The organism is Pseudomonas sp. BT76 TE3572 (genome assembly GCF_050435365.1).
GTDB classification, from domain to species: Bacteria; Pseudomonadota; Gammaproteobacteria; order Pseudomonadales; family Pseudomonadaceae; genus Aquipseudomonas; species Aquipseudomonas fluorescens_W.
The window spans coordinates 5,008,354-5,032,442 of sequence record NZ_JBNDKE010000001.1; the positions used below are offsets into that span (position 1 = coordinate 5,008,354).

The window sequence follows — 24,089 nt, forward strand, 5'->3', positions numbered from 1 at the left end:
CGCCATCCCATTTTGATGCGGGTCAGACGTACTGCGCGGCGGCGTAACCCGAGGCCCAGGCCCACTGGAAGTTGAAGCCGCCCAAATGCCCGGTCACGTCGAGCACTTCGCCGATGAAATACAGCCCTGGGCTTTTCAGCGATTCCATGGTCTTGGACGACACCTCGTTGGTATCGACGCCGCCCAATGTCACTTCAGCGGTGCGATAGCCTTCAGTGCCGGCCGGAACCACTTTCCAGCTCGCCAGTTTTTCGGCGATGTCGGCAATTTCCGCGTGGGTGTATTGCTTCATCGGTTTGGAGACGAACCAGTTGTCTGCCAGCAGGTTGGCCATCTTCTTGGTGAAGATTTCCCCCAACAGGGTTTTCAGCTCGCTGTTAGGACGTTCGGCTTGCTGCTGTTGCAGCCAGGTCGGCACGTCATGGTCGGGCATGAGGTTGATCTCTACCGTGTCGCCGGATTCCCAGAACGATGAAATCTGCAAAATCGCCGGACCACTGAGGCCGCGGTGGGTGAACAGGATGTTCTCGCGGAAACTCTGCTCATTGCAGCTCACCAGGCAATCCACCGACGTGCCGGACAGTTCGGTGCAAAGCTCCTTTAGCTGATCGGTGATGGTGAACGGCACCAGCCCGGCGCGGGTCGGCAGCAAGTCGTGACCGAATTGCTTGGCCACCTGATAACCGAAACCGGTCGCACCCAGTGTCGGGATCGACAAGCCGCCAGTGGCGATTACTAACGATTCGCAGGTGATCTGATCGAGGGTGGTTTGCAGCAGGTAGCCGCTTTCCATTTTCTCGATGTGCTGGATCGAGGTGTCCAGGTGCAGGCTGACGCCGACCTGATCGCACTCGTTGAGCAGCATTTCAAGGATGTCGCTGGATTTGTTATCGCAGAACAGCTGGCCGAGTTTCTTCTCGTGGTACGGCACGCCGTGTTTGGCGACCATGCCGATGAAATCCCACTGGGTGTAGCGCGCCAGGGCGGATTTGCAGAAGTGCTCGTTCTGCGAGAGGAAATTGCCCGGTTCGGTGTACATGTTGGTGAAATTACAGCGTCCACCGCCCGACATCAGGATTTTCTTGCCGGCCTTGTTCGCATGGTCGAGCAACATCACCTTGCGCCCGCGCCCGGCGGCGGTCAGCGCACACATCAAACCTGCGGCGCCAGCGCCAATGATCACGACTTCGGTAGAGCGCAAAACGGTGTCCTCACAAATCTCAAAGCTGACCCGCCACCTGTAGGAGCGAGGCTTGCCCGCGAAGAACGATAACTTGGTCTATCTGATTCACCGTGTAATCGTTTTTCGCGGGCAAGCCTCGCTCCTACAGGGGCGGTGGCGGTTTTACAGGATACGCACGCGCAGCGAACGGCCTTTGATCTTGCCGTCATTCAGACGCTGCAAGGCTTGCTTGGCGATCCCGCGTTCCACAGCCACATAGGCCTGGAAGTCGAAAATCGCGATCTTGCCGACCTGAGCGCCTGGAATACCGGCATCGCCCGTCAGTGCGCCAAGAATGTCGCCCGGACGCACCTTGTCTTTACGGCCAGCGCCGATGACCAGCGTGCTCATCACCGGCAGCAGCGGTGTGCCGCCCTGGGATTTGAGGTTATCCAGCTGGTCCCAGCTCAACGGCGACTTCTGCAGTAGCTCGATGGCTTGGGCGCGGTGCGCTTCGGACGGTGCGACCAGGCTGATCGCAATCCCTTTCTCACCAGCACGACCGGTACGGCCAACACGGTGGATGTGGATTTCCGAATCACGGGCCAGTTCGACGTTGATCACCATGTCCAGCGCATCGATGTCCAGACCGCGAGCGGCGACGTCGGTGGCGACCAGTACCGAAGTACTGCGGTTGGCGAACATGGCCAATACCTGGTCACGGTCACGCTGTTCCAGATCGCCATGCAGGCCGACGGCGGAGATGCCTTTGGAGGTCAGGTGATCAACGGTTTCCTGAACCTGCTGCTTGGTGAAGCAGAACGCGACACAGGAGGCCGGACGGTGATGCGCGAGGACTTTGACCACGGCGTCCATGCGCTCTTCCGGGGAAATCTCGTAGAAACGCTGCTCGATCTGCGTGTCGTCGTGGAACGCCTCGGCCTTCACGATCTGCGGGTTGCGCATGAACTTCGCAGCCAGTTGCTTGATGCCCGTCGGATAGGTGGCGGAGAACAGCAGGGTCTGGCGGCGCTCCGGGGTCTGGGCAATGATTTCTTCGATGGAGTCGTAGAAACCCATGTCGAGCATGCGGTCGGCTTCGTCGAGGATCAGCGTGTTCAGGCCATGAAGGACCAGCGAACCTTTGCGCAAATGCTGCTGGATGCGGCCCGGGGTACCGACGATGATGTGCGCGCCGTGCTCCAGCGAGCCGATCTGCGGGCCGAAGGAAACGCCGCCACACAGGGTCAGGACCTTGATGTTGTCTTCGGAACGGGCCAGGCGACGGATTTCCTTGGCAACCTGGTCAGCCAGTTCGCGAGTCGGGCAAATGACCAGCGCCTGACAACCGAAGAAGCGCGGATTGATCGGGTTCAGCAGGCCGATACCGAAGGCGGCGGTCTTGCCGCTGCCGGTCTTGGCCTGGGCGATCAGGTCCATCCCCTTGAGGATCACCGGCAAGCTTTGCGCCTGGATCGGCGTCATCTGGGCATAACCGAGGGAGTCGAGGTTAGCCAGCATGGCGGCGGACAGCGGCAAAGTATTAAAAGCGGTGGCGATGGTGGTCACGGGACTGGCCTGCAAAACAAAATGTCGCGCAGTGTACCAGCCCGGTGGCCATTCGCCCTAAGGCTCTATGTGTTCTTCCGGACGCTTGACGCGCCGTCCGTCTTCCTTTGAGAGCTGGGAGAAGATGGTTGCAGCGAGCATCGCCATGATCCCGACCGTCACAAAAGTCAGCTGGAACGCGCCCAGAACGGTGTCCACGCCGTCGTTGCCGATCTCCGCCGTGAAGCCGCCGAGCAGCGCACCGGCACAGGCAACACCCAGGCTCAGGGACAATTGCGCGACCACCGACAGCAGGCTGTTGCCGCTGCTGGCGCTGGCATCGTCGAGGTCGATCAGGGTTACGGTGTTCATGGCGGTGAACTGCAGCGAATTGATCGCCCCCAGAATCGATAGCATCACCAACAGCAACCAATACGGCGTTTGCTCGCTGACCAGGCCCATGCTCGCCAGCATGAGTCCCAGTGCCAACGTGTTACCGGTGAGGACGATGCGATAGCCCAAACGCTCGATCAGCGGTCGCGCCACCGACTTGGCAACCATCGCTGCCGCCGCCAGCGGCAACATGCTCATCCCGGCCTGGGACGGCGAATAACCCAGCGCCACTTGCAGCAGCAACGGTACGAGAAACGGCAGGGCGCCGCTGCCCAGTCGGGCGAACAGGTTGCCAAGGATGCCCACGGCAAACGTCCGGGTCTTGAACAACGACGGTGCGAACAGCGGATTTTCGATGTGCCCGGCCCGCAACCAGTACGCCGCCAGACACGCCATGCCGGCGAACAGCAGCAACATCACGCGCAAGTGCGGCAGGTGCAATTCGCCGAGGCCTTCCATGGCGATGGTGATCAGCACCATCGCCGCGCCGAACAGTAAAAAGCCCAGGCTATCGAAGCGGGTGCGTTCGGTGCCGCGCAGGTCGGGGATGAATTTCCACACCGCGTAACAACCGACAGCGCCCACCGGCAGGTTGATCAGGAAGATCCAGTGCCACGTCAGGTATTCCACCATCCAACCGCCCATGGTCGGGCCGATCAACGGGCCGAGCAGGCCGGGAATGGTGATGAAACCCATGATCCGCACCAGATCCGAGCGCGGGTAGGCACGCAGTACCACCAACCGTCCGACCGGCAACATCAGCGCACCGCCCAGGCCCTGAATCACCCGCGCGCCATTCAACATGCTCAGGGTGCTCGACAGTGCGCAGAGCAATGAGCCGAGGCTGAATAGCAGGATCGCGCTGAAGAAGATTTTCTTGGTGCCGAAACGGTCGGCAATCCAGCCCGAGGCGGGGATCAGCAAGGCGACGGTGAGCATGTAGGCGATGATCACGCCCTGCATGCGCAACGGGTCTTCGGCGAGGTCGCGGGCCATGGCGGGCAGGGCGGTGTTGAGGATGGTCCCGTCGAGGGATTGCATGAAAAACGCGATGGCGACGACCCACGGCACCCAACGGGCGGTGACAGCGTCGAGAGGCGGGCGGTTGGGCATGGGACCTCTTGTGGGTTGAAATTAATGCAAGGTCAAGGCTGGCACTGACTCTGTGGCGAGGGAGCTTGCTCCCGCTCGGCTGCGAAGCAGTCGTAAATCCTGAGAATGCGGTTTAACTGGTAAACCGCATATACCGGTTTGGGGCTGCGTCGCAGCCCAGCGGGAGCAAGCTCCCTCGCCACAGGGTTTTGTGTTTACAACGTAAGGGTTAGTCGGCTGACTAACGCACCTGGCAACAATGCCGACGCCGTAGCCCGCTGGCTGTAGGTACTGGCCGACAGCAACAATTCGCGCTCTTCGGTCAACGCTTCCAGCTGCGAGCCCAGCAAACTGTAGGCACTGTCATCAAACCGCATGGTACTGACCGGCGCCTGAATCTCGCCGTTCTCGACCCAGAAGGTCGCAAACCGCGTCATGCCGGTCAGGCGTGCCGCCGGTTGGTCCGAATAGTTCAGGTACCAGAGGTTGCTGATGTACAAGCCCGTGCCCAGTTGCTTGAGAATCTCTGCATCTGGCAACGTGCCGGCGGCCATGTTCACTGCGCTCGGCATTTCACCGCCGCTGGCGCCGTTGGCGGTCAGGCCGTACTCGGCGGCACTGCGTGAACTGACCATCTGCGCGCCGGCCTTGCCGTCGACGATCAACCCAAGATCGCTGCGCGGATAACCTTCGCCGGAGAATGCCGGGCTCAACGAACCGCTGACCTTTTCATCGACCGACACCAATGGGCTGAACGTACTGTCGCCCGCGTAAAGTTTCTGCAGCGGACTGTTTTTGCTGGCAATCGACTGCGCCGAGAAACCGCCCCAGCCCAGCATGTCCATGATTTCTCCCAAGGCTGCCGGCGCCAGATAGGCGCGGTACTGACCGGGCGCCAGGGTATGTTGCGGTCTGCCGAGAAACGCCAACTGCTCGCGCGCCTGCGCAAAGCGCTTGGCAAACCCTTCGCTGTTCCAGTCGTGCCCGGCGTAACTGGCTTTCACCGCCTGACCGTTGTCATGGAACAGGCTGAAATCGAAGTTGAAGCTGTTGGCCTGATGCCAGCCGAACGCGCCCGAAGAACTGGCAAAGCCGCGACTGATCGGGCCGGCGGCGTAGAAACCGACCAGGTCCAGCCCTTCGGCCGCCTGGGTTATTTCAGCGACCACCTGCTCGGTCTCCGGTAGCGGATGCGCCTGAACGTTCTTGCTCTGCCAGCCGTTGTGGTTGAGCAGCAGGTACGGATCCTGCGGCAGCAGCGGCAAGGTTTCGCGCAACTGTTGCAGACCTTCGGCCAGACGCTGAACGTCGACTTGCGCATCACCGGAAAGGGTGATGTTCAGGTCGGCATGCCGACCGTCGTTGATCAGTTTGAAACCGACGCTCGCCTGCTGCACCTGACCGGCCTGACGAACCTTGGCGTGGTTGAAACGCACGAAGGCCGAGGATTCGGCGGCGTAACTGAGGGTGAACTGTTCCGGCTCGCGAATCGCATCGCGCAGCCAATTGACCAAGGCCTTGAACGCATCGGCCTGACTTTTTGAAGTACTCATCAGGCATCCCCCCCAAACACATCAACGTTGCTGAACACACAGGCCGGCGAGGCATGGCCGACGCGGATCACCTGATTCGGTTCGCCCTTGCCACAGTTCGGCGTGCCCAGGACCTTGAAGGTGCTGGCGTCGCCGACGGCGCTGAGGCTTTTCCAGAACTGAGCGGAAATCGCCCGGTAGTTGGGGTTTTTCACCACGCTTTTGAGTTCGCCGTTTTCGATCAACTGAGCCCACTCGCAACCGAACTGGAATTTGTTGCGCGCATCGTCGATGGACCACGAGCGATTGGTCGACATCATGATCCCGTGTTCGATGTTGCCGATCAGTTGCTCCAGCGGTTGATCGCCGGGCTCGATGTTCAGGTTGGCCATGCGGTCGATAGGCGGACGGTTCCAGCCGCAGGCGCGGCTGTTGGCGACGCCTTCCATACCGGCACGGAATTGCGACAGCGCGCCGCCCAATGGGCGCAGCAGCAAACCTTCTTTGATCAGAAACTGTTTGCTCGCCGCAGTGCCGTCGTCGTCATGCCCGTAGCTGGCAAGTTGTTCGGGAATGTCCGGGTCGAAGGTTACGTTCAGCAGTTTGGAACCGTATTGCAGGCTGCCGAAGTCTTCTGCCTTGACGAAACTGGTGCCGGCGTAATTGCGCTCGTCACCGAGGATGCGATCCAGCTCCAACGGGTGACCGATGGATTCGTGGATCTGCAGCATCATTTGGTCCGGCATCAACAGCAGGTCGCGCGGACCTTCCGGGGTGTTCGGCGCCAGCAGCAATTGCAGCGCCTGATCGGCGACTTTCGGGCCTGCACCGACCAGGCCGCAGCGACTGATCACATCAAAGCCGCCTTGTTGGCCGAAATTTTCGCGACCCAGGGTACGGGTCTGGCTGTCATTGCCGTCGTAGGCGGTGACGTCCACGCTCGGGTAGACGAAACGCTGGGCCTGGCGCAGTTCGGCGCCGGCGCTGTTGAGGTAGATCTGCTCGACGTTGGTGATGCCGATGCTCACCTGCCAGTTCACCAGTCGCTCGTCCTTGGGCACGGACGCGGATTCGGCGCCGAGCAGTTGGTAGCAATCGCTCAGGGACGGGAAGGGCTGGTCCAGGTTCGGCGAAAAGTAATCGGCGCGATCGCTGGAGACGGCTTGCTCGCGCAGGTCGAGCAGGGCGTGGGGCTTGAGTCGGCGGGCTTGCTGCTCGGCTCGCTCCAGCGCGGCTTGCAGGCCGGATTGCGACAGGTCGTTGGTCGCGGCATAGGCTTCGACGCCGTTGACCCGAACGGTCAGCATCGCGCCTTCGTCACGGCTCAGGCTGGGAGGTTCAGCGACGTTTTTGCGCACCGACAGGTACTGGCCGGACTCGCGCACGTAACGCAGCGAAAAGAATTCAGCGCCCGTGCGCAAGGCAGCGAAGCGCTGCTTGAGCTGGGGGTGGAAATCGAACATTCGGGAACCTCCTTGGTATGGAGTGGCGGTGTATCGATGTTGCGAAGGGGGGGGTGAAACGTTTGCGTGGCGCTAGATTAGGCCTGTGCGGGGGGTAGGATCAAGCTTGGATCGGTGTAGGAAAGGATTACTTCGGGAGGTGTGGTGCTTGGTCGGGCGTCTTCGCGGGCAAGCCTCGCTCCTACAGGGAATCGCGTTCTCCTGTAGGAGCGAGGCTTGCCCGCGAAGGGCGCGCCTCGTTGTGATGACTTACTGCGCAGTCAGGCTCACATCCCGCAACGGCTTGCCACGCACCGGCGCATCGCCGGCCACGAAGTAGGCGGCCTTGCTACGCGGCAATGGCTTGCGACCACGGATCTTGTCGGCGATTTTCTCGGCGATCATGATCGTTGGCGCGTTCAGGTTGCCGGTGGTGATGATCGGCATGATCGAGGCATCGACCACACGCAGGCTCTGCATGCCGTGCACACGACCTTCAGCGTCAACCACCGCCATTTCGTCGGTGCCCATCTTGCACGAGCAGGATGGGTGGAACGCGGTTTCGGCGTGTTCGCGGATGAACTTGTCGAGCTGCTCATCGGTTTGCACCTCGATGCCCGGGCTGATTTCGCGGCCACGGAAAGCATCCAGTGCAGGCTGTTGCATGATTTCACGGGTCAGGCGGATGCCGTCGCGGAATTCCTGCCAGTCCTGCTCGGTGGCCATGTAGTTGAACAGGATGCTCGGGTACTCGCGCGGATCCTTGGACTTGGCCTGGACGCGACCGCGGCTCGGCGAACGCATGGAACCCATGTGCGCCTGGAAACCGTGCTCTTTCACACCGTTGCTGCCGTTGTAGTTAATCGCGACCGGCAGGAAGTGGTACTGGATGTTCGGCCAATCGAATTCCGGACGGGTACGGATGAAACCGCCGGCTTCGAACTGGTTGCTGGCGCCGATACCGGTGCCTTTGAACAGCCACTCGGCACCGATGGCCGGCTGGTTGTGCAGCAGCAGCGACGGGTACAACGAGACCGGTTGGGTGCACGCGTATTGCAGGTACAACTCGAGGTGATCCTGCAGGTTTTCACCCACGCCTGGCAGGTCGTGGACCACCGGGATGTCGAGTTTTTTCAGCAGTTCGGCCGGGCCGACGCCGGAGCGCTGCAGAATCTGCGGCGAAGCGATGGCGCCGGAGCACAGCAGCACTTCTTTGCGGGCGCGGGCTTCAACGCGCTCTTCAGCGGCGCCGATCAGGTAACGCACGCCGACTGCACGCTTGCCTTCGAACAGGATCTTGTCGGTCAGGGCGTGGGTGACGATGGTCAGGGTCGAGCGCTTCTTGGCGATGTCCAGGTAACCGCGAGCGGTGCTGGCGCGTCGGCCGTTCGGCGTCACGGTGCGGTCCATCGGACCGAAACCTTCCTGCTGGTAACCGTTGAGGTCTTCGGTACGCGGGTAACCGGCTTGCACGCCGGCTTCAACCATTGCGTTGAACAGCGGGTTATTGCCGGCTTTCGGCGTGGTCACGCTGACCGGACCGTCACCACCGTGGTAGTCGTTCGGGCCGATGTCACGGGTTTCAGCCTTGCGGAAATACGGCAGGCAGTTCAGGTAGTCCCAGTCTTCCAGGCCTGGCAGTTTTGCCCAGTTGTCGTAGTCCATCGCGTTGCCACGGATGTAGCACATGCCGTTGATCAGCGAAGAACCACCCAGGCCCTTGCCGCGACCGCATTCCATCCGGCGACCGTCCATGTGTGGCTCTGGATCGGTTTCGTAGGCCCAGTTGTAGCGACGACCTTGCAGCGGGAACGCCAGGGCGGCCGGCATTTGCGTGCGGAAATCCATCCGGTAGTCCGGGCCGCCTGCTTCGAGCAGCAGGACGGTGACGCCTTCGTCTTCAGTCAGACGGGTCGCCAGGGTGTTACCGGCCGAGCCGGCACCGATGATGATGTAATCGAATTCTTGGGACATTGAATGCACCCTCTTTGAAGTTGGTTCAGGTCGCCTGTAGCAGCTGCCGAGGTACGAGGCTGCGTTGGGTCGCGCAGCGGCCCTGAGGGCGGTCCTGCGGACGCGCAACGCAGCCTCGTGCCTCGGCAGCTGCTACAGGGTTTTCAGCCGGGGCTTAGAACACCGAGGCGTAATCGCCCAGTTCGACCTGTACCGATTTGATGCGTGTGAAGTTGTTCAGCGAGCTGATACCGTTCTCACGGCCCACGCCCGACTGCTTGTAGCCGCCGACCGGCATCTTCGCGTCGGATTCGCCCCAGGCGTTGATCCAGCAGATACCGGCTTCCAGTTGATGAATCACGCGGTGGGCGCGGTTCAGGTCCTTGGTGACGACACCGGCGGCCAGGCCGAACTCGGTGTCGTTGGCGCGACGGATCACTTCTTCTTCGGTTTCGTAAGTCAGGATGCTCATCACCGGGCCGAAGATTTCTTCGCGGACGATGGTCATCTCGTCGGTGCAGTCGGTGAACACGGTCGGTGCTACGAATGCGCCTTTGGCGAATTCGCCTTCGGTCAGACGGCTGCCGCCGCACAGAACGCGAGCGCCTTCTTCCTTACCTTTGGCGATGTAACCCAGCACGCTTTCCATGTGGGCGAAGCTGACCAGAGGGCCGAAGTTGGTGTTCTCGTCTTCCGGGTTGCCGACGCGAATGCGCGCAACGCGCTCAACGATCTTGGCTTCGAACGCAGCCTTCAGGTGGCTCGGCACGAACACGCGAGTGCCGTTGGTGCAGACCTGACCGGAGCTGTAGAAGTTGGCCATCATCGCGGTATCAGCAGCGCGATCGAGGTCGGCGTCGTCGAAAATGATCAGCGGGGATTTGCCGCCCAGTTCCATGGTCACGTCTTTCAACGACGAGGCAGAAGCGCTGGCCATGACCTTTTTACCGGTGTCGGTGCCACCGGTGAAGGAGATTTTTTCGATGCGTGGGTGTTCGGTCAGCCAGGTGCCGACTTCACGGCCGCTGCCGGTCAGCACGTTGAACACGCCAGCCGGAACGCCTGCTTCGGTGTAGATCTCGGCCAGTTTCAGCGTGGTCAGGGAAGTGACTTCGCTTGGCTTGAAGATCATCGCGTTACCGGCCGCCAGGGCAGGTGCGGATTTCCACAGGGCGATCTGGATCGGGTAGTTCCACGCGCCGATACCGGCCACGACGCCCAGCGGCTCGCGACGGGTGTAGACGAACGAAGTGGTGCGCAGCGGGATTTGCTCGCCTTCGATGGCCGGAACCAGGCCTGCGTAGTACTCCAGCACGTCAGCACCGGTGACGATGTCGACGTACTTGGTTTCGGAGAACGACTTGCCGGTGTCCAGTGTTTCCAGGGCGGCGAGTTCATCGTTGCGCTCGCGCAGGATGTCGACGGCACGACGCAGGATGCGCGAACGCTCCATGGCGGTCATTGCAGCCCAGATTTTCTGGCCCTTTTCGGCGCTGACTACAGCGCGCTCAACGTCTTCTTTGGTCGCACGTTGTACGGTTGCGAGGACTTCACCGTTAGCCGGGTTGATGGCTTCGAAGGTGGCGTCGCTGCTGGCGTCGGAGTAGCCGCCATCGATGTAGAGTTTTTGCAGTTCGAAACGGGCCATATAGTCCTCGCAAGAGCATAAGTGGGTTGGCGGTAACCACTGGGCGTGCCTTATAGCTTGGGCAACGCTGGTCAGTGGCGGTTCAGGTGCTGAGCGGTTCTGTGTGCTCTAACTCACCTGCTTGGCCAGTTGGAAATCCATGTATTCGTAAGCGATCTGGTGCGCTTGCCCGGTGTCGAAAGCATCTCCCGACAGCGCGCCGCGCAACCACAAACCGTCAATGAGGGCTGCCAGGCCGCGGGCTGCACTGCGCGCGTCATCGAGCGGCAATACACGGCGGAACTGGCAGCACAGGTTGGAATACAGACGGTGATCGTTGATCCGCTGCAACCTGTGCAAAGACGGGTGGTGCATGCTGGTGGCCCAGAAGGCCAGCCAGGTTTTCATTGCCGGGCCATTGACCTGGCTGGCGTCGAAGTTGCCTTCGATAATCACCTGGAGGTGCGCCCGCGGGCTGCTGTCCTCCAGCGCCTGACGGCGCGCGGTGACGTTCTCGCTGAGGACACTCATCAGGTACTGCGCCGTGGCAGCAATCAGGCCGTTCTTGTCCTGAAAATAGTGACTGATGATGCCATTCGAGACACCGGCCAAGCGGGCGATCAGCGCAATGCTGGCGTCCCCCATGCCGACCTGATCGACCGCCTGCAATGTGGCTTCGATCAATTGCTGGCGGCGGATGGGTTGCATACCGACCTTGGGCATCTTGCACATCTCCTTAGGCCTTCCGGTGGACGTGAAACGTCTATCGGATTGAAGGCCAGTCTATTTTGTTTTGATTGAACGTTCAATCAACAAAGAATAAGATCTGCGACAATTCGTCGCTGCCTACAGGTTTTTCCTACATGTAGTGGGCGGAAAAACGACATCCCAAAACGCTCGAAACCCATGCGCACTGGCGCTCCCGGGCTTCGGGCTTTTTTCGGGCTGTCTTTATATCACCCGCTGGTCGGCTGCCAACTAAGCGATTGGTCGGGTAACGCGTTGCCTTGTGTTTTTCTCTCGCACTGCCTGGAGCATCTGTGCCATGAGTTCTGCCTCTCTTATAAAGACCCCACCCGAGAAGGTGACGGTCAACGGTTGGGTGTTCTACACCTCTACCGCGTTGATCCTGTTGTTGACCGCCATTCTGATCATCGCCCCGCAAGAGGCCGGCAGATTGCTCGGTATTGCCCAGGCCTGGTTGTCCCGCAGCTTCGGCTGGTATTACATGGTGGTGATCGCCGCTTACCTGGTCTTCGTGGTCGGCCTGGCGTTTTCGTCGTACGGCAAGCTCAAGCTGGGCAGCAAGGACGATACTCCGGACTTCAGCTACGGCGCCTGGGCGGGGATGCTGTTCTCGTCGGGTATCGGCATCTCGCTGCTGTACTTCGGTGCATCCGAGCCGCTGGACCACTATTTCAATCCGCCGGAAGGCGTGGCTGCCAGCAACATGGCCGCCCGTCAGGCCGTTCAGCTGACGTTCCTGCACTGGGGCCTGCATGGCTGGGCGATCTATGCATTGGTCGGCCTGGCCGTGGCGTACTTTGCTTACCGTCATAACCAGCCGCTGGCGTTGCGTTCGGCGCTGTATCCGCTGGTGGGCGAGCGTTGGGTCAAAGGCGCGGCCGGTCATGCGGTGGACGGCTTTGGCATGTTCGTGACCCTGCTGGGTCTGGTGACGAACCTGGGGATTGGTTCGCTGCAAGTGTCGTCGGGCCTTGAAAACCTGTTCGGCATGGAACACAGCAACACCAACCTGCTGATCGTGATCATCGTAATGAGCACCGTGGCGACCATCGCGGCTGTGTCGGGTGTGGAAAACGGCATCCGCCGTCTGTCCAACCTGAACATCGTGCTGTTCAGCGGCCTGCTCATTTTTGTGTTGCTGTTCGGCCCAACCTTGCACCTGCTGAACGGCTTCGTGCAAAACATCGGCGACTACCTGAACGGCGTGGTGCTGAAGACCTTCGACCTCTATGTGTACGAAGGCGACACTGAGAAGTCTGATCGCTGGTTGGGCCTGTGGACCCTGTTCTACTGGGCCTGGTGGATTTCCTGGGCCCCATTCGTGGGTATGTTCATCGCGCGTATCTCCCGTGGTCGCACGGTGCGTGAACTGGTGGCCGGCGTGCTGCTGATTCCACTGGGTTTCACCCTGGCGTGGTTGTCGATCTTCGGTAACTCGGCCCTGGACCTGGTGATGAACCATGGGGCGGTGGAACTCGGCAAGACGGCGCTGGAACAGCCGTCCATGGCGATCTACCAACTGCTTGAGCATTACCCAGCGTCGAAAATCGTGATCGGCGTGTCGATCTTTGTCGGTTTCGTGCTGTTCCTGACCCCGGCGGATTCCGGCGCGGTGATGATGGCCAACCTTTCCTGCAAGGGCGGTAACGTCGACGAAGACGCCCCGCACTGGCTGCGGATCTTCTGGTCGGCGGTGATCACGCTGGTGACCATCGGCCTGCTGTTCGCCGGTAACTTCGAAGCCATGCAAACCATGGTGGTGCTGGCCGGTCTGCCGTTCTCGGTGGTGCTGGTGTTCTTCATGTTTGGCCTGCACAAGGCGATGCGCCAGGACGTGCAGATCGAACAGGAACAAGCGGAGCTCGCAGCCCGCGGTCGTCGTGGTTTCAGCGAGCGTTTGACGCAACTGGACTTGCAGCCGAATCAGTCGATTGTTCAGCGTTTCATGGACAAGCAAGTCAGCCCGGCGCTGGAAGATGCGGCGGTGCAATTGCGTGGTCAGGGTCTGGATGTACAGACGTTGCTGGGCAAGTCGAAACGCTGCATGGGCCTGCGGATCGAGATGGAAGAGGGCAACCCTTTTGTCTACGAAGTCAGCCTGGACGGCTATCTGGCGGCGGCGAGCGACACGGTGTCGGCTGAAAGTGCTGATGAACCGCGCGCACGTTACTACCGCGCCGAGGTGTACCTGCACAACGGTAGCCAGGACTACGACTTGATGGGCTTCACTCAGGATCAGATCACCCGTGACGTGCTCGACCAGTTTGAAAGCCATCGGCAGCTCCTTGGCCGGGTTTATAGCTGAGAACAGAAGTGATGCGGTAAAGCTGTTGTGGCGAGGGAGCTTGCTCCCGCTGGGTTGCGAAGCGACCCCAAGAAATTGCGAGTGCTGCGCACTCAAGCGGGAGCAAGCTCCCTCGCCACAGTTGTAAGCATTCCAAGCTGAATATCTGCACAAACAAAAACGCCGCGATCCTCTCGCGGCGTTTTTGTGTGTGTTGCCTTACCCCAGGTTCTTGCCGAGCAGTGCGTGATACAGCTCGCTATCACCCAGAATCCCGACAACTTTGTTGTTGTCGTGCAGCACCAGCTTATTACCCGTCTGATAGCGAATCTGCAGCGCGTCGCGCATGCCGATGTTCGAATCCACCAGCGTTGGACGACGACCCAGGCCTTCAACCGCTTGCCCTGGAATCCAGTTCTGCAGGTCCAGGATCGCGCCGTTCTGGCGGGCGCCTTTAATGGTGTTGCCTTCGGCCAGGTCCAGCCACGAATCGCCGCCCGGATCGAGGCAGACGGAGCCGTTGATGCGTTTGCAATTGTCCAGGGTGCGCATCAGGCTGCGACCGCAGAGAACGTTCAGCGGGTTGGTGTGGGCCACGAAGGTCCGTACGTAGTCGTCCGCCGGGTTCAGCACGATCTCTTCAGGTTTGCTGTACTGAATGATCCGACCGTCTTTCATGATCGCAATACGGCTGCCGAGCTTCAGGGCTTCATCGAGGTCGTGGCTCACGAAAACGATGGTCTTGCTCAGCTTGCGTTGCAGTTCCAGCAGTTCGTCTTGCAGGCCTTGGCGGATCAGCGGGTCGAGTGCCGAGAACGGTTCGTCCATCAGCAGGATGTCGGCGTCCATCGCCAAAGCACGGGCCAGGCCCACGCGTTGTTGCATACCACCGGACAGCTCGTTGGGTTTCTTGTTGCGCCATTGGGTCAGGCCCACCAGCTCAAGCTTCTCATCCACCAGTTTGCGGCGTTCTTTCTCAGGGCGACCCTGCATTTCCAGACCGAAACTGATGTTCTCGCGCACCGTCAACCAAGGCATCAGGGCGAACTTCTGGAACACCATCGCAATGCGCTTGGTGCGCATCATTTTCAGTTCTGCCGGGGTGCAGGAGGCGATGTCGATCTGCTTGCCTTCGTGCTCGACGAACAGCTTGCCGCGGCTGACAGTGTTGAGGCCGTTGATGCAGCGCAGCAGACTGGACTTGCCGGAGCCGGACAGGCCCATCAGTACGCAGATTTCACCTTTTTCGACGTCCAGGCTGGCCTTTTCAACGCCAACGATCTGCCCGGTCTTTTTCAGGATCTCGTTACGGGTCATGCCTTGATCCAGCAGCTTGAGTGCCTCGCGTGGATCCTTGGAGAAGATTACGTCGACGTTTTCGAAGCGAATAATGCTCATGCGTCACCCCCTACTTTAGCTTCGGGTTGTTTGCAGATACGGTCGAGCATGATCGCCAGCAGTACGATCGCCAGGCCTGCTTCGAAGCCCAGGGCGATATCAGCAGTGTTCAGTGCGTTGACCACGGGTTTGCCCAGGCCATCGGCGCCCACCAGTGCCGCGATCACCACCATCGACAACGACAGCATGATGCACTGGGTGATACCGGCCGCGATGCTTGGCATGGCGTGGGGCAGTTCGATTCGCGAGAGCAGCTGACGTCGCGAGCAGCCAAAGGCCTTGCCAGCGTCCATCAATTCTTCCGGGACATCGCGAATACCCAGGTAGGTCAGGCGGATAGGCGCGGCAATCGCGAACACCACCGTCGAGATCAAGCCCGGGACCACACCGAGACCGAAGAGGGTCAGGGTAGGAATGAGGTACACGAAGGTCGGTACGGTCTGCATCAGATCGAGCACCGGACGCATCAGTGTGTAGAACATCGGTTTGTGCGCGGCGACGATACCCAACGGCACGCCGATGACCACGCAGACCAGGGTTGCGAACAGCACCTGGGCGAGGGTTTCCATGGTTTCCTGCCAGTACCCCAGGTTGAGGATCAGCAGGAAGGAGGCGATGACAAAAACGGTCAGCCCCCACTTTCGTTGAATGAAGTGAGCCAGTAGCGCGATGAGGCCGATCAATGCCAGCGGGTTGAACCAGGTCAGCGCAAAAGTCACGCCGTGGATCATCGTTTCCAGTGACACGGCGATTGCGTCGAAGGTGCTGGCGCCGTGTTGCGTCAACCATTCAACGAAGCCCGCGATGTACTGGCCTAAAGGTATTTTCTGATCAATCAGCATGGTAGTGAACGTCCGCATGCAAGGAAATAAACAGCCCGGGCGAGCGAACTCGCCCGGCGTAAGCGATTACTGCGCGAGCTTGGCTTTCACGGCCTCCAGGCCTGGTTTACCGTCAATGGTGGTCACGCCAGCGAGCCAGGTATCGAGGACCTGTGGATTCTTTTTCAGCCAGGCCTTGGCGGCCGCGTCAGGCTTCATTTTGTCGTCCAGGACGTTGCCCATCAGGGTGCTTTCCATGTTCAGCGTGAACTGCAGGTTTTTCAGCAACTGGCCGACGTTGCTGCATTCCTGCGCATAGCCCTTGCGGGTGTTCGTGTAGATGGTTGCCTGGCCGAAGTTCGGGCCGAAATACTCGTCGCCGCCGGTCAGGTACTTCATCTTGAAACGTGTGTTCATCGGGTGTGGTTCCCAGCCCAGGAACACCACGGCGGTGTTGCGGCGCTGGGCGCGATCGACTTGCGAGAGCATGCCTGCCTCGCTGGACTCGACCACCTTGAAGCCGGCGTCTTTCAAGCCGAAGGCGTTCTTGTCGATCATGCTCTGGATCAGGCGGTTGCCGTCGTTGCCTGGTTCGATACCGTAGATCTTGCCGTCGAGTTCTTTCTTGAACTTGGCGATGTCGGCGAAATCTTTCAGACCTTTGTTATACAACTCTTCGGGGACGGCGAGTGTGTATTTTGCGTTTTCCAGGTTGGCGCGCAGGGTGTCCACGGTGCCGGCATCTCGGTAGGCCTTGATGTCGTTTTCCATGGTTGGCATCCAGTTACCCAGGAATACGTCCATGTTCTTGCCGTCGGCCAGGGACTTGTAGGTCACCGGTACGGAAATCATCGTGGTTTTGGTCTTGTAGCCGAGGGCATCGAGGACGACGCTGGTGGTGGCGGTGGTGACGGTAATGTCAGTCCAGCCGACATCGGAGAAGTTTACGGTGCTGCATTGAGCCGGTTCGGCGGCTTGAGCCAGAAACGGCAGACTCAGCATGGCGGCCAACAACAACGACGGGGAACCTTTCATGGATGGACTCCTTGGTGTTTTTTTTGGCAGTGTTCCGACTGGACCACCGCACTTATAGGTTGCGGTTGGATGGCGTTTTGGAGACATCTCTACCACGGCGCCTTGCAATCGAGTCGATACGATCATGTACCAGTGAAAATCTGACGCCTACAGGGTGCGTCGTAACCAGTACAGGGATGGTCGCATCCAGTGTCGGTGACGTCGTTTACAGCTTTTTTCAGCCCCCTTTGCCCCTCTGATCCGCAAAAAAACGGCGAAAACGCAGCGTCAAAGCCTCGCGGCGTTGGTGAGCATGAGTGCGTCGGTGTGAGACGTCGAACGACATGACAAAAGCCTGATGATGCGGCCATCTCGGCGGATTGCAGCTTGAGCGTAGCAGCTCCGTCACTGGGCGCTTTTGCGTCTGGAGTTGGCACATCCAGGAGTTCGGCAGTAATGGCTATCAGTGTTTTCGACCTGTTCAAAATCGGCATCGGCCCTTCCAGTTCGCACACCGTGGGGCCTATGCGGGCCGCGGCGTTGTTCGTGCAAGGTTTGCGTGAGCAGGGGCTTTTGGAACAAGTACGGCGCGTCGAAGTTCAGCTTTATGGGTCGTTGTCGGCCACCGGCATCGGTCACGGCAGCGACAACGCGGTGATCATGGGCCTGATGGGTGAATGGCCGGACGCGATCGATCCGTCGCAAATCGGCATCCGCATCGAAACCCTGCGCGAAACCCACACGTTGCTGCTCGACGGCCGCTTGTCGGTCCCGTTCATCTGGGCCCGGGACATGCGCCTGATCGACGAGAACCTGCCGTTCCACCCCAACGCCATGACGCTGATCGTCGAAGGCGATGACGGTGAGCTGCATCGCGACACCTACTATTCCATCGGCGGCGGTTTTGTCGTTGATGAGGCACAGGCTTCAAGTGGCGTGGTCGATCTGGACGGCACCGTGCTGCCGTACGATTTCTCCAGCGCTGCCGAACTGCTCAGCCTCTGCAAGCAGCACAACTTGCGCGTTGCAGAGTTGATGATGGCCAACGAGAAAGTCTGGCGCAGCGAAGAGGAAATTCGCGCTGGCCTGATGACACTCTGGCGCGCCATGCAGGATTGCGTCGAGCAAGGCCTCAAGCACGAAGGCATCTTGCCCGGCGGCCTGAATGTGCGCCGTCGCGCGGCCAAGTTGCACCGCAGCCTGCAAGAACTGAACAAGCCCAACGTGATCGGCTCGACCTTGAGCGCCATGGAGTGGGTCAACCTGTTCGCCCTGGCGGTCAACGAAGAAAACGCCGCTGGCGGGCGCATGGTGACGGCGCCGACCAATGGCGCGGCAGGGATCATTCCGGCGGTGTTGCACTACTTTATGAAGTTCAGTGAGGTGGTGACCGACGCCAACGTGGTCGACTATTTCCTCAGTGCGGCGGCGGTAGGGATTCTGTGCAAGAAGAACGCTTCGATTTCCGGTGCCGAAGTCGGTTGCCAGGGCGAAGTCGGTTCGGCCTGCGCCATGGCGGCGGCCGGGCTGGCGGAGATTCTGGGGGCGACGCCGGAGCAGCTGTGTAACGCGGCGGAAATCGGTCTGGAACACAACCTCGGCCTGACCTGCGACCCGGTGGGCGGGTTGGTGCAAGTGCCGTGTATCGAGCGCAATGCGATTGCCGCGGTGAAAGCCATCAACGCGGCGCAGATGGCGCTACGTGGCGACGGTCAGCACTTTATCTCGCTGGATCGGGTGATCCGCACGATGCGTGATACCGGCGCTGATATGCATGACAAATACAAAGAGACATCGCGGGGTGGGTTGGCGGTTAGCGCGGTGGAATGCTGACCTGTGGCGAGGGAGCTTGCTCCCGTTCGGCTGCGCAGCAGTCGTAAAGATTTTAGGGCCGCTTCGCGCCCCAGCGGGAGCAAGCTCCCTCGCCACAACAGGTCACACAGCTGCACACCAGACCAGTCAAAACTGCGCGCTAAGTGAACACCGGAATCTAAACGCGCCACGTTTTGGAGCGTCGCTTACAGATAAGCGACGTGTCCGTGATCCAGGATCCAGGTTGGCCATTACCGCCTGTCACCTGTGCCTTCGGTGACACTCTCCCTCAAGTCGCTGTAGCCCTGTTCCCACAAGTGCTACCGATTTGCTCACGCCCAACGGGGCAGAGCGCCTCCCGCCGATAATGGCACTTATAACCCCTACTCCCCGCGCGTCACATTTAGACACATCGCGACGTCGTTTTCAGGAGTTATTGAACGGGTATTCAACTTTAGGCATGGCATTTGCTCTGTCATTACAAAGCCCGTCTCCCACGCGAGAACGATGGCAATAACAAGAGCCTCCGCCTGAGGCCATCACCCGCTTTGTGTGAGGAGATACCGCGATGACGACGTTCAACTCCGGGGCCCAACCCCAGAACCGTGCGCCTCAATCCATCGGCTTTCTGCTGCTGGACAATTTCACGCTTATTTCTTTGGCCTCCGCAGTAGAGCCCCTGCGTATGGCCAACCAGTTGTCCGGTCGCGAGCTGTATCGTTGGAGCACGCTTACCGTCGACGGCGGTCAGGTCTGGGCCAGTGACGGTCTGCAGATCACTCCCGATTGCTCCATGCACAAAGCGCCACCCCTGGACACCGTGATTGTCTGTGGCGGTATCGGCATCCAGCGTACTGTTACCCGGGAACACGTTTCGTGGCTGCAAAGCCAGGCGCGTCAGTCCCGTCGTCTCGGTGCGGTCTGCACCGGCAGCTGGGCCCTGGCGTGCGCCGGCCTGCTGGATGGTTTCGATTGCAGCGTGCACTGGGAATGCCTGGCCTCGATGCAGGAAGCTTTCCCGCGTGTGGCCATGAGTACCCGTCTGTTCACCCTCGACCGTAACCGTTTCACCAGCTCCGGTGGCACCGCGCCGCTGGACATGATGCTGCACCTGATCAGCCGCGATCACGGCCGTGAACTGTCCGCTGCGATTTCGGAGATGTTTGTCTACGAGCGTATCCGCAACGAGCAGGATCACCAGCGTGTGCCGCTCAAGCACATGCTCGGCACCAACCAGCCGAAGTTGCAGGAAATTGTCGCGCTGATGGAGGCCAACCTCGAAGAGCCGATCGACCTCGACGAACTGGCGGTGTACGTCGCCGTGTCGCGTCGTCAGCTGGAGCGGCTGTTCCAGAAATACCTGCACTGCTCGCCGTCGCGTTACTACCTGAAACTGCGCTTGATCCGCGCCCGGCAGCTGCTCAAGCAAACGCCGATGTCGATCATCGAAGTGGCGTCTGTTTGTGGTTTCGTGTCTACGCCGCACTTCTCCAAGTGCTACCGCGAATACTTCGGCATTCCGCCGCGTGACGAACGCGTAGGTTCCAACACCACGCAACAAGTGGCGATGATGCCGCTGCCGCAAGCATTGGTGCTGTCGCCGTTGTCCGGGCCGTTGTCGGCGTTGAGTCAGGCGCGTAACGAGTCGACGTTCGCCAGCGTAAGGCTTTAAACCGAGGCGCCTTCATCGCGAGCAAGCTCGCTCCCACATTGACCGAGTTCTCTCAGAAGAATGCGGTCAACTGTGGGAGCGAGCTTGCTCCGGGCGGCGATCCGACGATTGGATCTATCAGGCGCTACGGCTCTGCTGATACTCCGCCAACGCTGGCAGCAGTTGCTTGTCGATGGCCTGGCGCACGGCCGGCTGGATGGACGCGCTGCTGGTGTACATCTGCTTGACCATGGTTCGCAGTTCCATTGCCCGGTCGTTGTTCAAGCCCCGTACTGCGCATTCGCAGGCCTGCTCGGCGGTTGCGCCAGGGGGCACTGAAAATCCCAACGCCTTCAGCTGGCTCAACAGGTCTTCCTGGTCTATCAAATCGGCGTACATCATGACGCAATCCTTCTTCAGGGAACGGTGTCGTGGATCGATTCTCGTAGGGGTGCGGGGTGGCGGCAAGGACGATTTGTCGCAATGGCCGCAATACCTATGAACAGGTCGTTTTCGACTAACTTACGCAGGATGAGAGTGGGCACACTGAGGTCAGCTGGCTTCACGAAGGTTTGGTCACCCTCGCGCAACGGCTCCTCAACAGTACCCACCTCTGCCCCGATCCTGTCACGGCTTGATCGGGGTTTTTTTTGCCTGAGGTTTAACGCTGCAGGACTAGGATGCGCGACAACAACTCATCACGGTCGACATAGCAACCCTGAAAATGCCGGGCACCGGTGGCGGGGTCGAAGGCGTTGCGGGCGTGGAGGGTGCGGCGGTTGTCGAAGCACCACATTTCGCCGGGATTCAGCCGCGACATCACCCGGAATCGCGTTTCCCTGGTCATCGCAATAAAGCGGCGGTAGGCGTGATAGAGCGCGGGCATCTGCTCGGCCGACGCATCGAACGGCCCGCGCAGAAAATTTGCCATGCGGATTTCCGACACCTGCCCAAAGGCATCCAGCGCGATGATCGGTGCGAGACGGCGGTAGTCGCTGTGGCGGTCTTTGTTGCGGAACTCCACAGGGATTTCGCAAAGGCTTTTGAACGCCTCGGGATCTTCATGGCGCAAGGCGTCGGCAATGGCAAAACCGTCGACGAAAATACTCTCGCCACCCTCGGCGTCATTCACCAGGCAATGCAGGAATTGCAGCCCCGGTTGCAACTCCCGGGTCGGCAAATCGCTGTGCAGCGGCAGGTTGAAAGCGGTGTAGGCATTGCTGTCGGCATCGGCCTTGGATTGCACGTTGAACAGCACGCCAAAATTGCTCTCGCGGATGAAGGAAATCCGCTGGGCGATCAGTTTCAACGAGCCCGATTCGGTGGGCACACCGCGGACCTGAGTCAGGCCAGTATCGCGCACGGCCAGCAGCCATTGCAGCAAGGCGTCGTTGTCGTTCATCAACGCCTGGTATTCGAACACCGGCAGCGTCAGGTCGCTGTTCCAGAGCTGGCTTTTTGGCTTGGCGGCCCGACGTTCAGCGCGGGACTCATCGTCGTAGGCGTGGGCCCGTAACCAGCCAGGATCGAAGCGGCTGAGATGGCCGTCTTGCCAGTCGACACGCAGGCAGCCTTCGGCATCAATGCTGACGTGCGAGGGCTTCAGGTTTTCGGCGACGTCGACGATTTCCAGCACTTGCTCACGGGTCACGGTGTAGACGCACAGCGGGCACGGACAGTTGTCGCGCAACCACTGATGATGAAAAGGGCTGACCCTGTTGTCGGCCCATGTCACTTGAATACGGTCCGCCTGGGTTTGCACGGCGGTCAACGCGCTGATCAACGGGTAGGTACGGAAGTCGGCAAAAGCGGCGGCGGTGTTCAATGGCGATCTCCTTGTTATTTTTTAGGGGGTAACGCGATCACTCGGCCCATGTAGGCCGGGGCGGGCAGGTCGGCTTGCTCGGCGACGATGGCTTGCAGCTTGCGCAAGGTGTCTTCGCTGAACGGTGCGGAGCGCGGCCCGGCGAGGTCGACGTGCAGCAGCATTTGCTCGTTGCCCGCCAGCTCCTTGTCATCTCCGACCAGATGCAGGCTGTGGTAGAGGTGCAGGCGTTTGCTGTCGTGGCCGATGATTTGGGTGTGCACTTCGACGTCGGCGTCGAGCTTCACTTCGTGCAGGTAATTGAGGTGCAGTTCGAGGGTGAACAGTGAGTTGCCGCTGGCTTCGCGGTTGTTGCTGTCCATGCCCAGGCGATCCATCAGCGCGTCGGTGGCGTAGCTGAAGATGAGCAGGTAGAAGGCGTCGCGCAGGTGGCCGTTGTAATCGACCCAGTCGGGGATGATTTTGGTTTGGTAGGTGGTGAGGGTGGGCATGATGGGTGTCCGCTTGAGGATTTGGTTGTAATTCAAGATCCACCCCTCACCCCAGCCCTCTCCCCATAGGGGCGAGGGGGAAAGGGGGCCGATCGGGGGCTTTTCAGAACCTGAGTTCGACTCGGACTTTCAGGTCGATGGAGCTCCAAGAACACCTCGGTCAGTCCCCTCTACCCCTTGGGGAGAGGGTTAGGGTGAGGGGTGGATCTCAAACCAAGTGCAATCATTCGCTGAAGGCCATCCCATGCTTCTCTTTGGTGGTCTTCACCGCCTCCAGCACCGCCAGCAAGCAATCATCACGATAGCGCTCCAGCGCCGAAATGCTGTGTTTGCCCAACTGATCACTGGTGCCATCCACCACATCATCAATCAACTTGTCCGTCAGTTCCGGCGCCGGCAGATACGTCCACGGCAGCTGCAATGCTGGCCCGAATTGCGCCATGAAGTGCCGCATGCCCGCATCGCCACCCGCCAGGGTGTAGGTCAAGAATGTGCCCATGAACGACCAGCGCAGGCCCGCGCCAAAGCGAATCGCATCGTCGATTTCACCGGTGGTCGCCACACCGTCGTTGACCAGGTGCAGCGCTTCACGCCACAACGCTTCGAGCAAGCGGTCGGCGATAAAACCGGGTACTTCCTTGCGCACATGCAGCGGACGCATGCCCAAGGATTCGTAGACTTTCATTGCCGCTTGAACAGCTTCCGGGGCGGTGTTTTTGCCGCCAACCACTTCCACCAGCGGCAGCAGGTAAACCGGGTTGAACGGGTGCCCGACCACGCAGCGTTCCGGGTGCGTCGAACTCTCGTAGAACTCGCTCGGCAACAGGCCGGAAGTACTGGAGCCGATCAAGGCATTGGGCTTGGCCGCCGCGCTGATTTTGCTGTGCAGTTCCAGTTTCAGGTCCAGACGCTCAGGGGCGCTTTCCTGAATGAAATCCGCGTCGCGAACGCATTCTTCAATGGTTGCGACAAAGCGCAGCCGATCCTGCGATGCGCCTGGCGCAAGGCCCTGTTTCTCCAACGCGCCCCAGGCATTGGCGACGCGTTTGCGCAGCGCGGCTTCGGCACCGGGCGCCGGGTCCCAGGCTACAACGTCGAGGCCGTGGGCGAGGGCGCGGGACACCCAACCGCTGCCGATGACACCGCTGCCCAAGGCTGCGAAGGTTTTGATTTCGGTGATAAAGCTCATGGCGACGTCCTAAAGAGTTCGGTGATCCCTGTGGGAGCTGGCTTGCCTGCGATGACGGTATTCCTGCCGAAGAATATGTATCGGTAGTACCGGCACTATCGCGGGCAA

Annotated in this window: 18 protein-coding genes; 3 read left to right on the top strand and 15 right to left on the bottom strand. The window is 60.1% G+C overall.

The window, feature by feature from the left end:
- Positions 1 to 22: 22 nt before the first annotated feature.
- The 8 genes from ABH912_RS22730 to betI all read right to left on the bottom strand — a co-directional run bounded on the left by ABH912_RS22730 (position 23) and on the right by betI (position 11,472).
- The gene (locus tag ABH912_RS22730; RefSeq protein ID WP_429511710.1) at positions 23 to 1,201 is read right to left on the bottom strand and encodes an NAD(P)/FAD-dependent oxidoreductase; all 1,179 of its coding nucleotides are present in this window, start codon (positions 1,199 to 1,201) and stop codon (positions 23 to 25) included.
- A gap of 144 nt (positions 1,202 to 1,345) precedes the next feature.
- Positions 1,346 to 2,683: an ATP-dependent RNA helicase DbpA gene (gene dbpA / locus ABH912_RS22735; protein WP_231670575.1), complete on the bottom strand. Its 1,338-nt coding sequence runs from the start codon at positions 2,681 to 2,683 to the stop codon at positions 1,346 to 1,348.
- A 105-nt stretch (positions 2,684 to 2,788) separates the two neighbouring features.
- Positions 2,789 to 4,216 (bottom strand): multidrug transporter subunit MdtD, encoded by a 1,428-nt coding sequence (mdtD, locus tag ABH912_RS22740; RefSeq protein ID WP_033060371.1) that lies wholly within the window; start codon positions 4,214 to 4,216, stop codon positions 2,789 to 2,791.
- Positions 4,217 to 4,410: 194 nt separating this feature from the next.
- The gene (locus ABH912_RS22745) at positions 4,411 to 5,748 is read right to left on the bottom strand and encodes a TldD/PmbA family protein (RefSeq protein ID WP_429511711.1); all 1,338 of its coding nucleotides are present in this window, start codon (positions 5,746 to 5,748) and stop codon (positions 4,411 to 4,413) included.
- Complete coding sequence (locus ABH912_RS22750; RefSeq protein WP_429511712.1) at positions 5,748 to 7,190, bottom strand: TldD/PmbA family protein; 1,443 nt, start codon at positions 7,188 to 7,190, stop codon at positions 5,748 to 5,750. The genes ABH912_RS22745 and ABH912_RS22750 overlap by 1 nt, the downstream gene beginning before the upstream one ends.
- A 249-nt stretch (positions 7,191 to 7,439) precedes the next feature.
- Positions 7,440 to 9,143 carry a choline dehydrogenase gene (betA, locus tag ABH912_RS22755; protein ID WP_429511713.1) on the bottom strand — a complete coding sequence of 568 codons (1,704 nt, stop codon included), beginning with the start codon at positions 9,141 to 9,143 and terminating at the stop codon, positions 7,440 to 7,442.
- A 154-nt stretch (positions 9,144 to 9,297) separates the two neighbouring features.
- Positions 9,298 to 10,770, bottom strand: coding sequence for a betaine-aldehyde dehydrogenase (betB, locus tag ABH912_RS22760; RefSeq protein ID WP_046045290.1), 1,473 nt, complete (start codon positions 10,768 to 10,770; stop codon positions 9,298 to 9,300).
- A gap of 108 nt (positions 10,771 to 10,878) precedes the next feature.
- Positions 10,879 to 11,472 (bottom strand): transcriptional regulator BetI, encoded by a 594-nt coding sequence (gene betI, locus ABH912_RS22765; protein WP_033060362.1) that lies wholly within the window; start codon positions 11,470 to 11,472, stop codon positions 10,879 to 10,881.
- 379 nt (positions 11,473 to 11,851) lie between these two features.
- On the opposite strand from betI, the gene ABH912_RS22770 reads away from it, so the two are divergent.
- Positions 11,852 to 13,801: a BCCT family transporter gene (locus tag ABH912_RS22770; RefSeq protein WP_429513144.1), complete on the top strand. Its 1,950-nt coding sequence runs from the start codon at positions 11,852 to 11,854 to the stop codon at positions 13,799 to 13,801.
- 198 nt (positions 13,802 to 13,999) lie between these two features.
- Here ABH912_RS22770 and choV read toward each other — a convergent pair whose 3' ends face one another.
- The 3 genes from choV to ABH912_RS22785 all read right to left on the bottom strand — a co-directional run bounded on the left by choV (position 14,000) and on the right by ABH912_RS22785 (position 17,034).
- Complete coding sequence (gene choV, locus ABH912_RS22775) at positions 14,000 to 15,178, bottom strand: choline ABC transporter ATP-binding protein (protein WP_033060360.1); 1,179 nt, start codon at positions 15,176 to 15,178, stop codon at positions 14,000 to 14,002.
- Positions 15,175 to 16,020 carry a choline ABC transporter permease subunit gene (gene choW, locus ABH912_RS22780; RefSeq protein WP_033060358.1) on the bottom strand — a complete coding sequence of 282 codons (846 nt, stop codon included), beginning with the start codon at positions 16,018 to 16,020 and terminating at the stop codon, positions 15,175 to 15,177. Before choW ends, choV begins: the two co-directional genes overlap by 4 nt.
- Positions 16,021 to 16,086: 66 nt before the next feature.
- Entirely contained in the window at positions 16,087 to 17,034 is a 948-nt protein-coding gene (locus ABH912_RS22785; protein WP_033060357.1) for a choline ABC transporter substrate-binding protein, read from the bottom strand.
- A gap of 435 nt (positions 17,035 to 17,469) precedes the next feature.
- Here ABH912_RS22785 and ABH912_RS22790 point away from each other — a divergent pair, with 435 nt between their 5' ends.
- Together ABH912_RS22790 and ABH912_RS22795 are read left to right on the top strand one after the other, a co-directional pair.
- Positions 17,470 to 18,846 (top strand): L-serine ammonia-lyase, encoded by a 1,377-nt coding sequence (locus ABH912_RS22790; protein ID WP_033060355.1) that lies wholly within the window; start codon positions 17,470 to 17,472, stop codon positions 18,844 to 18,846.
- A gap of 547 nt (positions 18,847 to 19,393) precedes the next feature.
- On the top strand, positions 19,394 to 20,497 hold the full coding sequence (locus tag ABH912_RS22795) for a GlxA family transcriptional regulator (RefSeq protein ID WP_033060353.1): 1,104 nt from the start codon (positions 19,394 to 19,396) through the stop codon (positions 20,495 to 20,497).
- Positions 20,498 to 20,614: 117 nt separating this feature from the next.
- Here ABH912_RS22795 and ABH912_RS22800 read toward each other — a convergent pair whose 3' ends face one another.
- The 4 genes from ABH912_RS22800 to ABH912_RS22815 form a co-directional block, all read right to left on the bottom strand.
- On the bottom strand, positions 20,615 to 20,878 hold the full coding sequence (locus ABH912_RS22800; RefSeq protein ID WP_033060352.1) for a hypothetical protein: 264 nt from the start codon (positions 20,876 to 20,878) through the stop codon (positions 20,615 to 20,617).
- Positions 20,879 to 21,137: 259 nt separating this feature from the next.
- Entirely contained in the window at positions 21,138 to 22,301 is a 1,164-nt protein-coding gene (locus tag ABH912_RS22805) for a gamma-butyrobetaine dioxygenase (protein WP_429511714.1), read from the bottom strand.
- 14 nt (positions 22,302 to 22,315) lie between these two features.
- The gene (locus tag ABH912_RS22810; protein ID WP_429511715.1) at positions 22,316 to 22,792 is read right to left on the bottom strand and encodes a thioesterase family protein; all 477 of its coding nucleotides are present in this window, start codon (positions 22,790 to 22,792) and stop codon (positions 22,316 to 22,318) included.
- 223 nt (positions 22,793 to 23,015) lie between these two features.
- Positions 23,016 to 23,981, bottom strand: coding sequence for an L-carnitine dehydrogenase (locus ABH912_RS22815; protein ID WP_429511716.1), 966 nt, complete (start codon positions 23,979 to 23,981; stop codon positions 23,016 to 23,018).
- Positions 23,982 to 24,089: the final 108 nt, after the last annotated feature.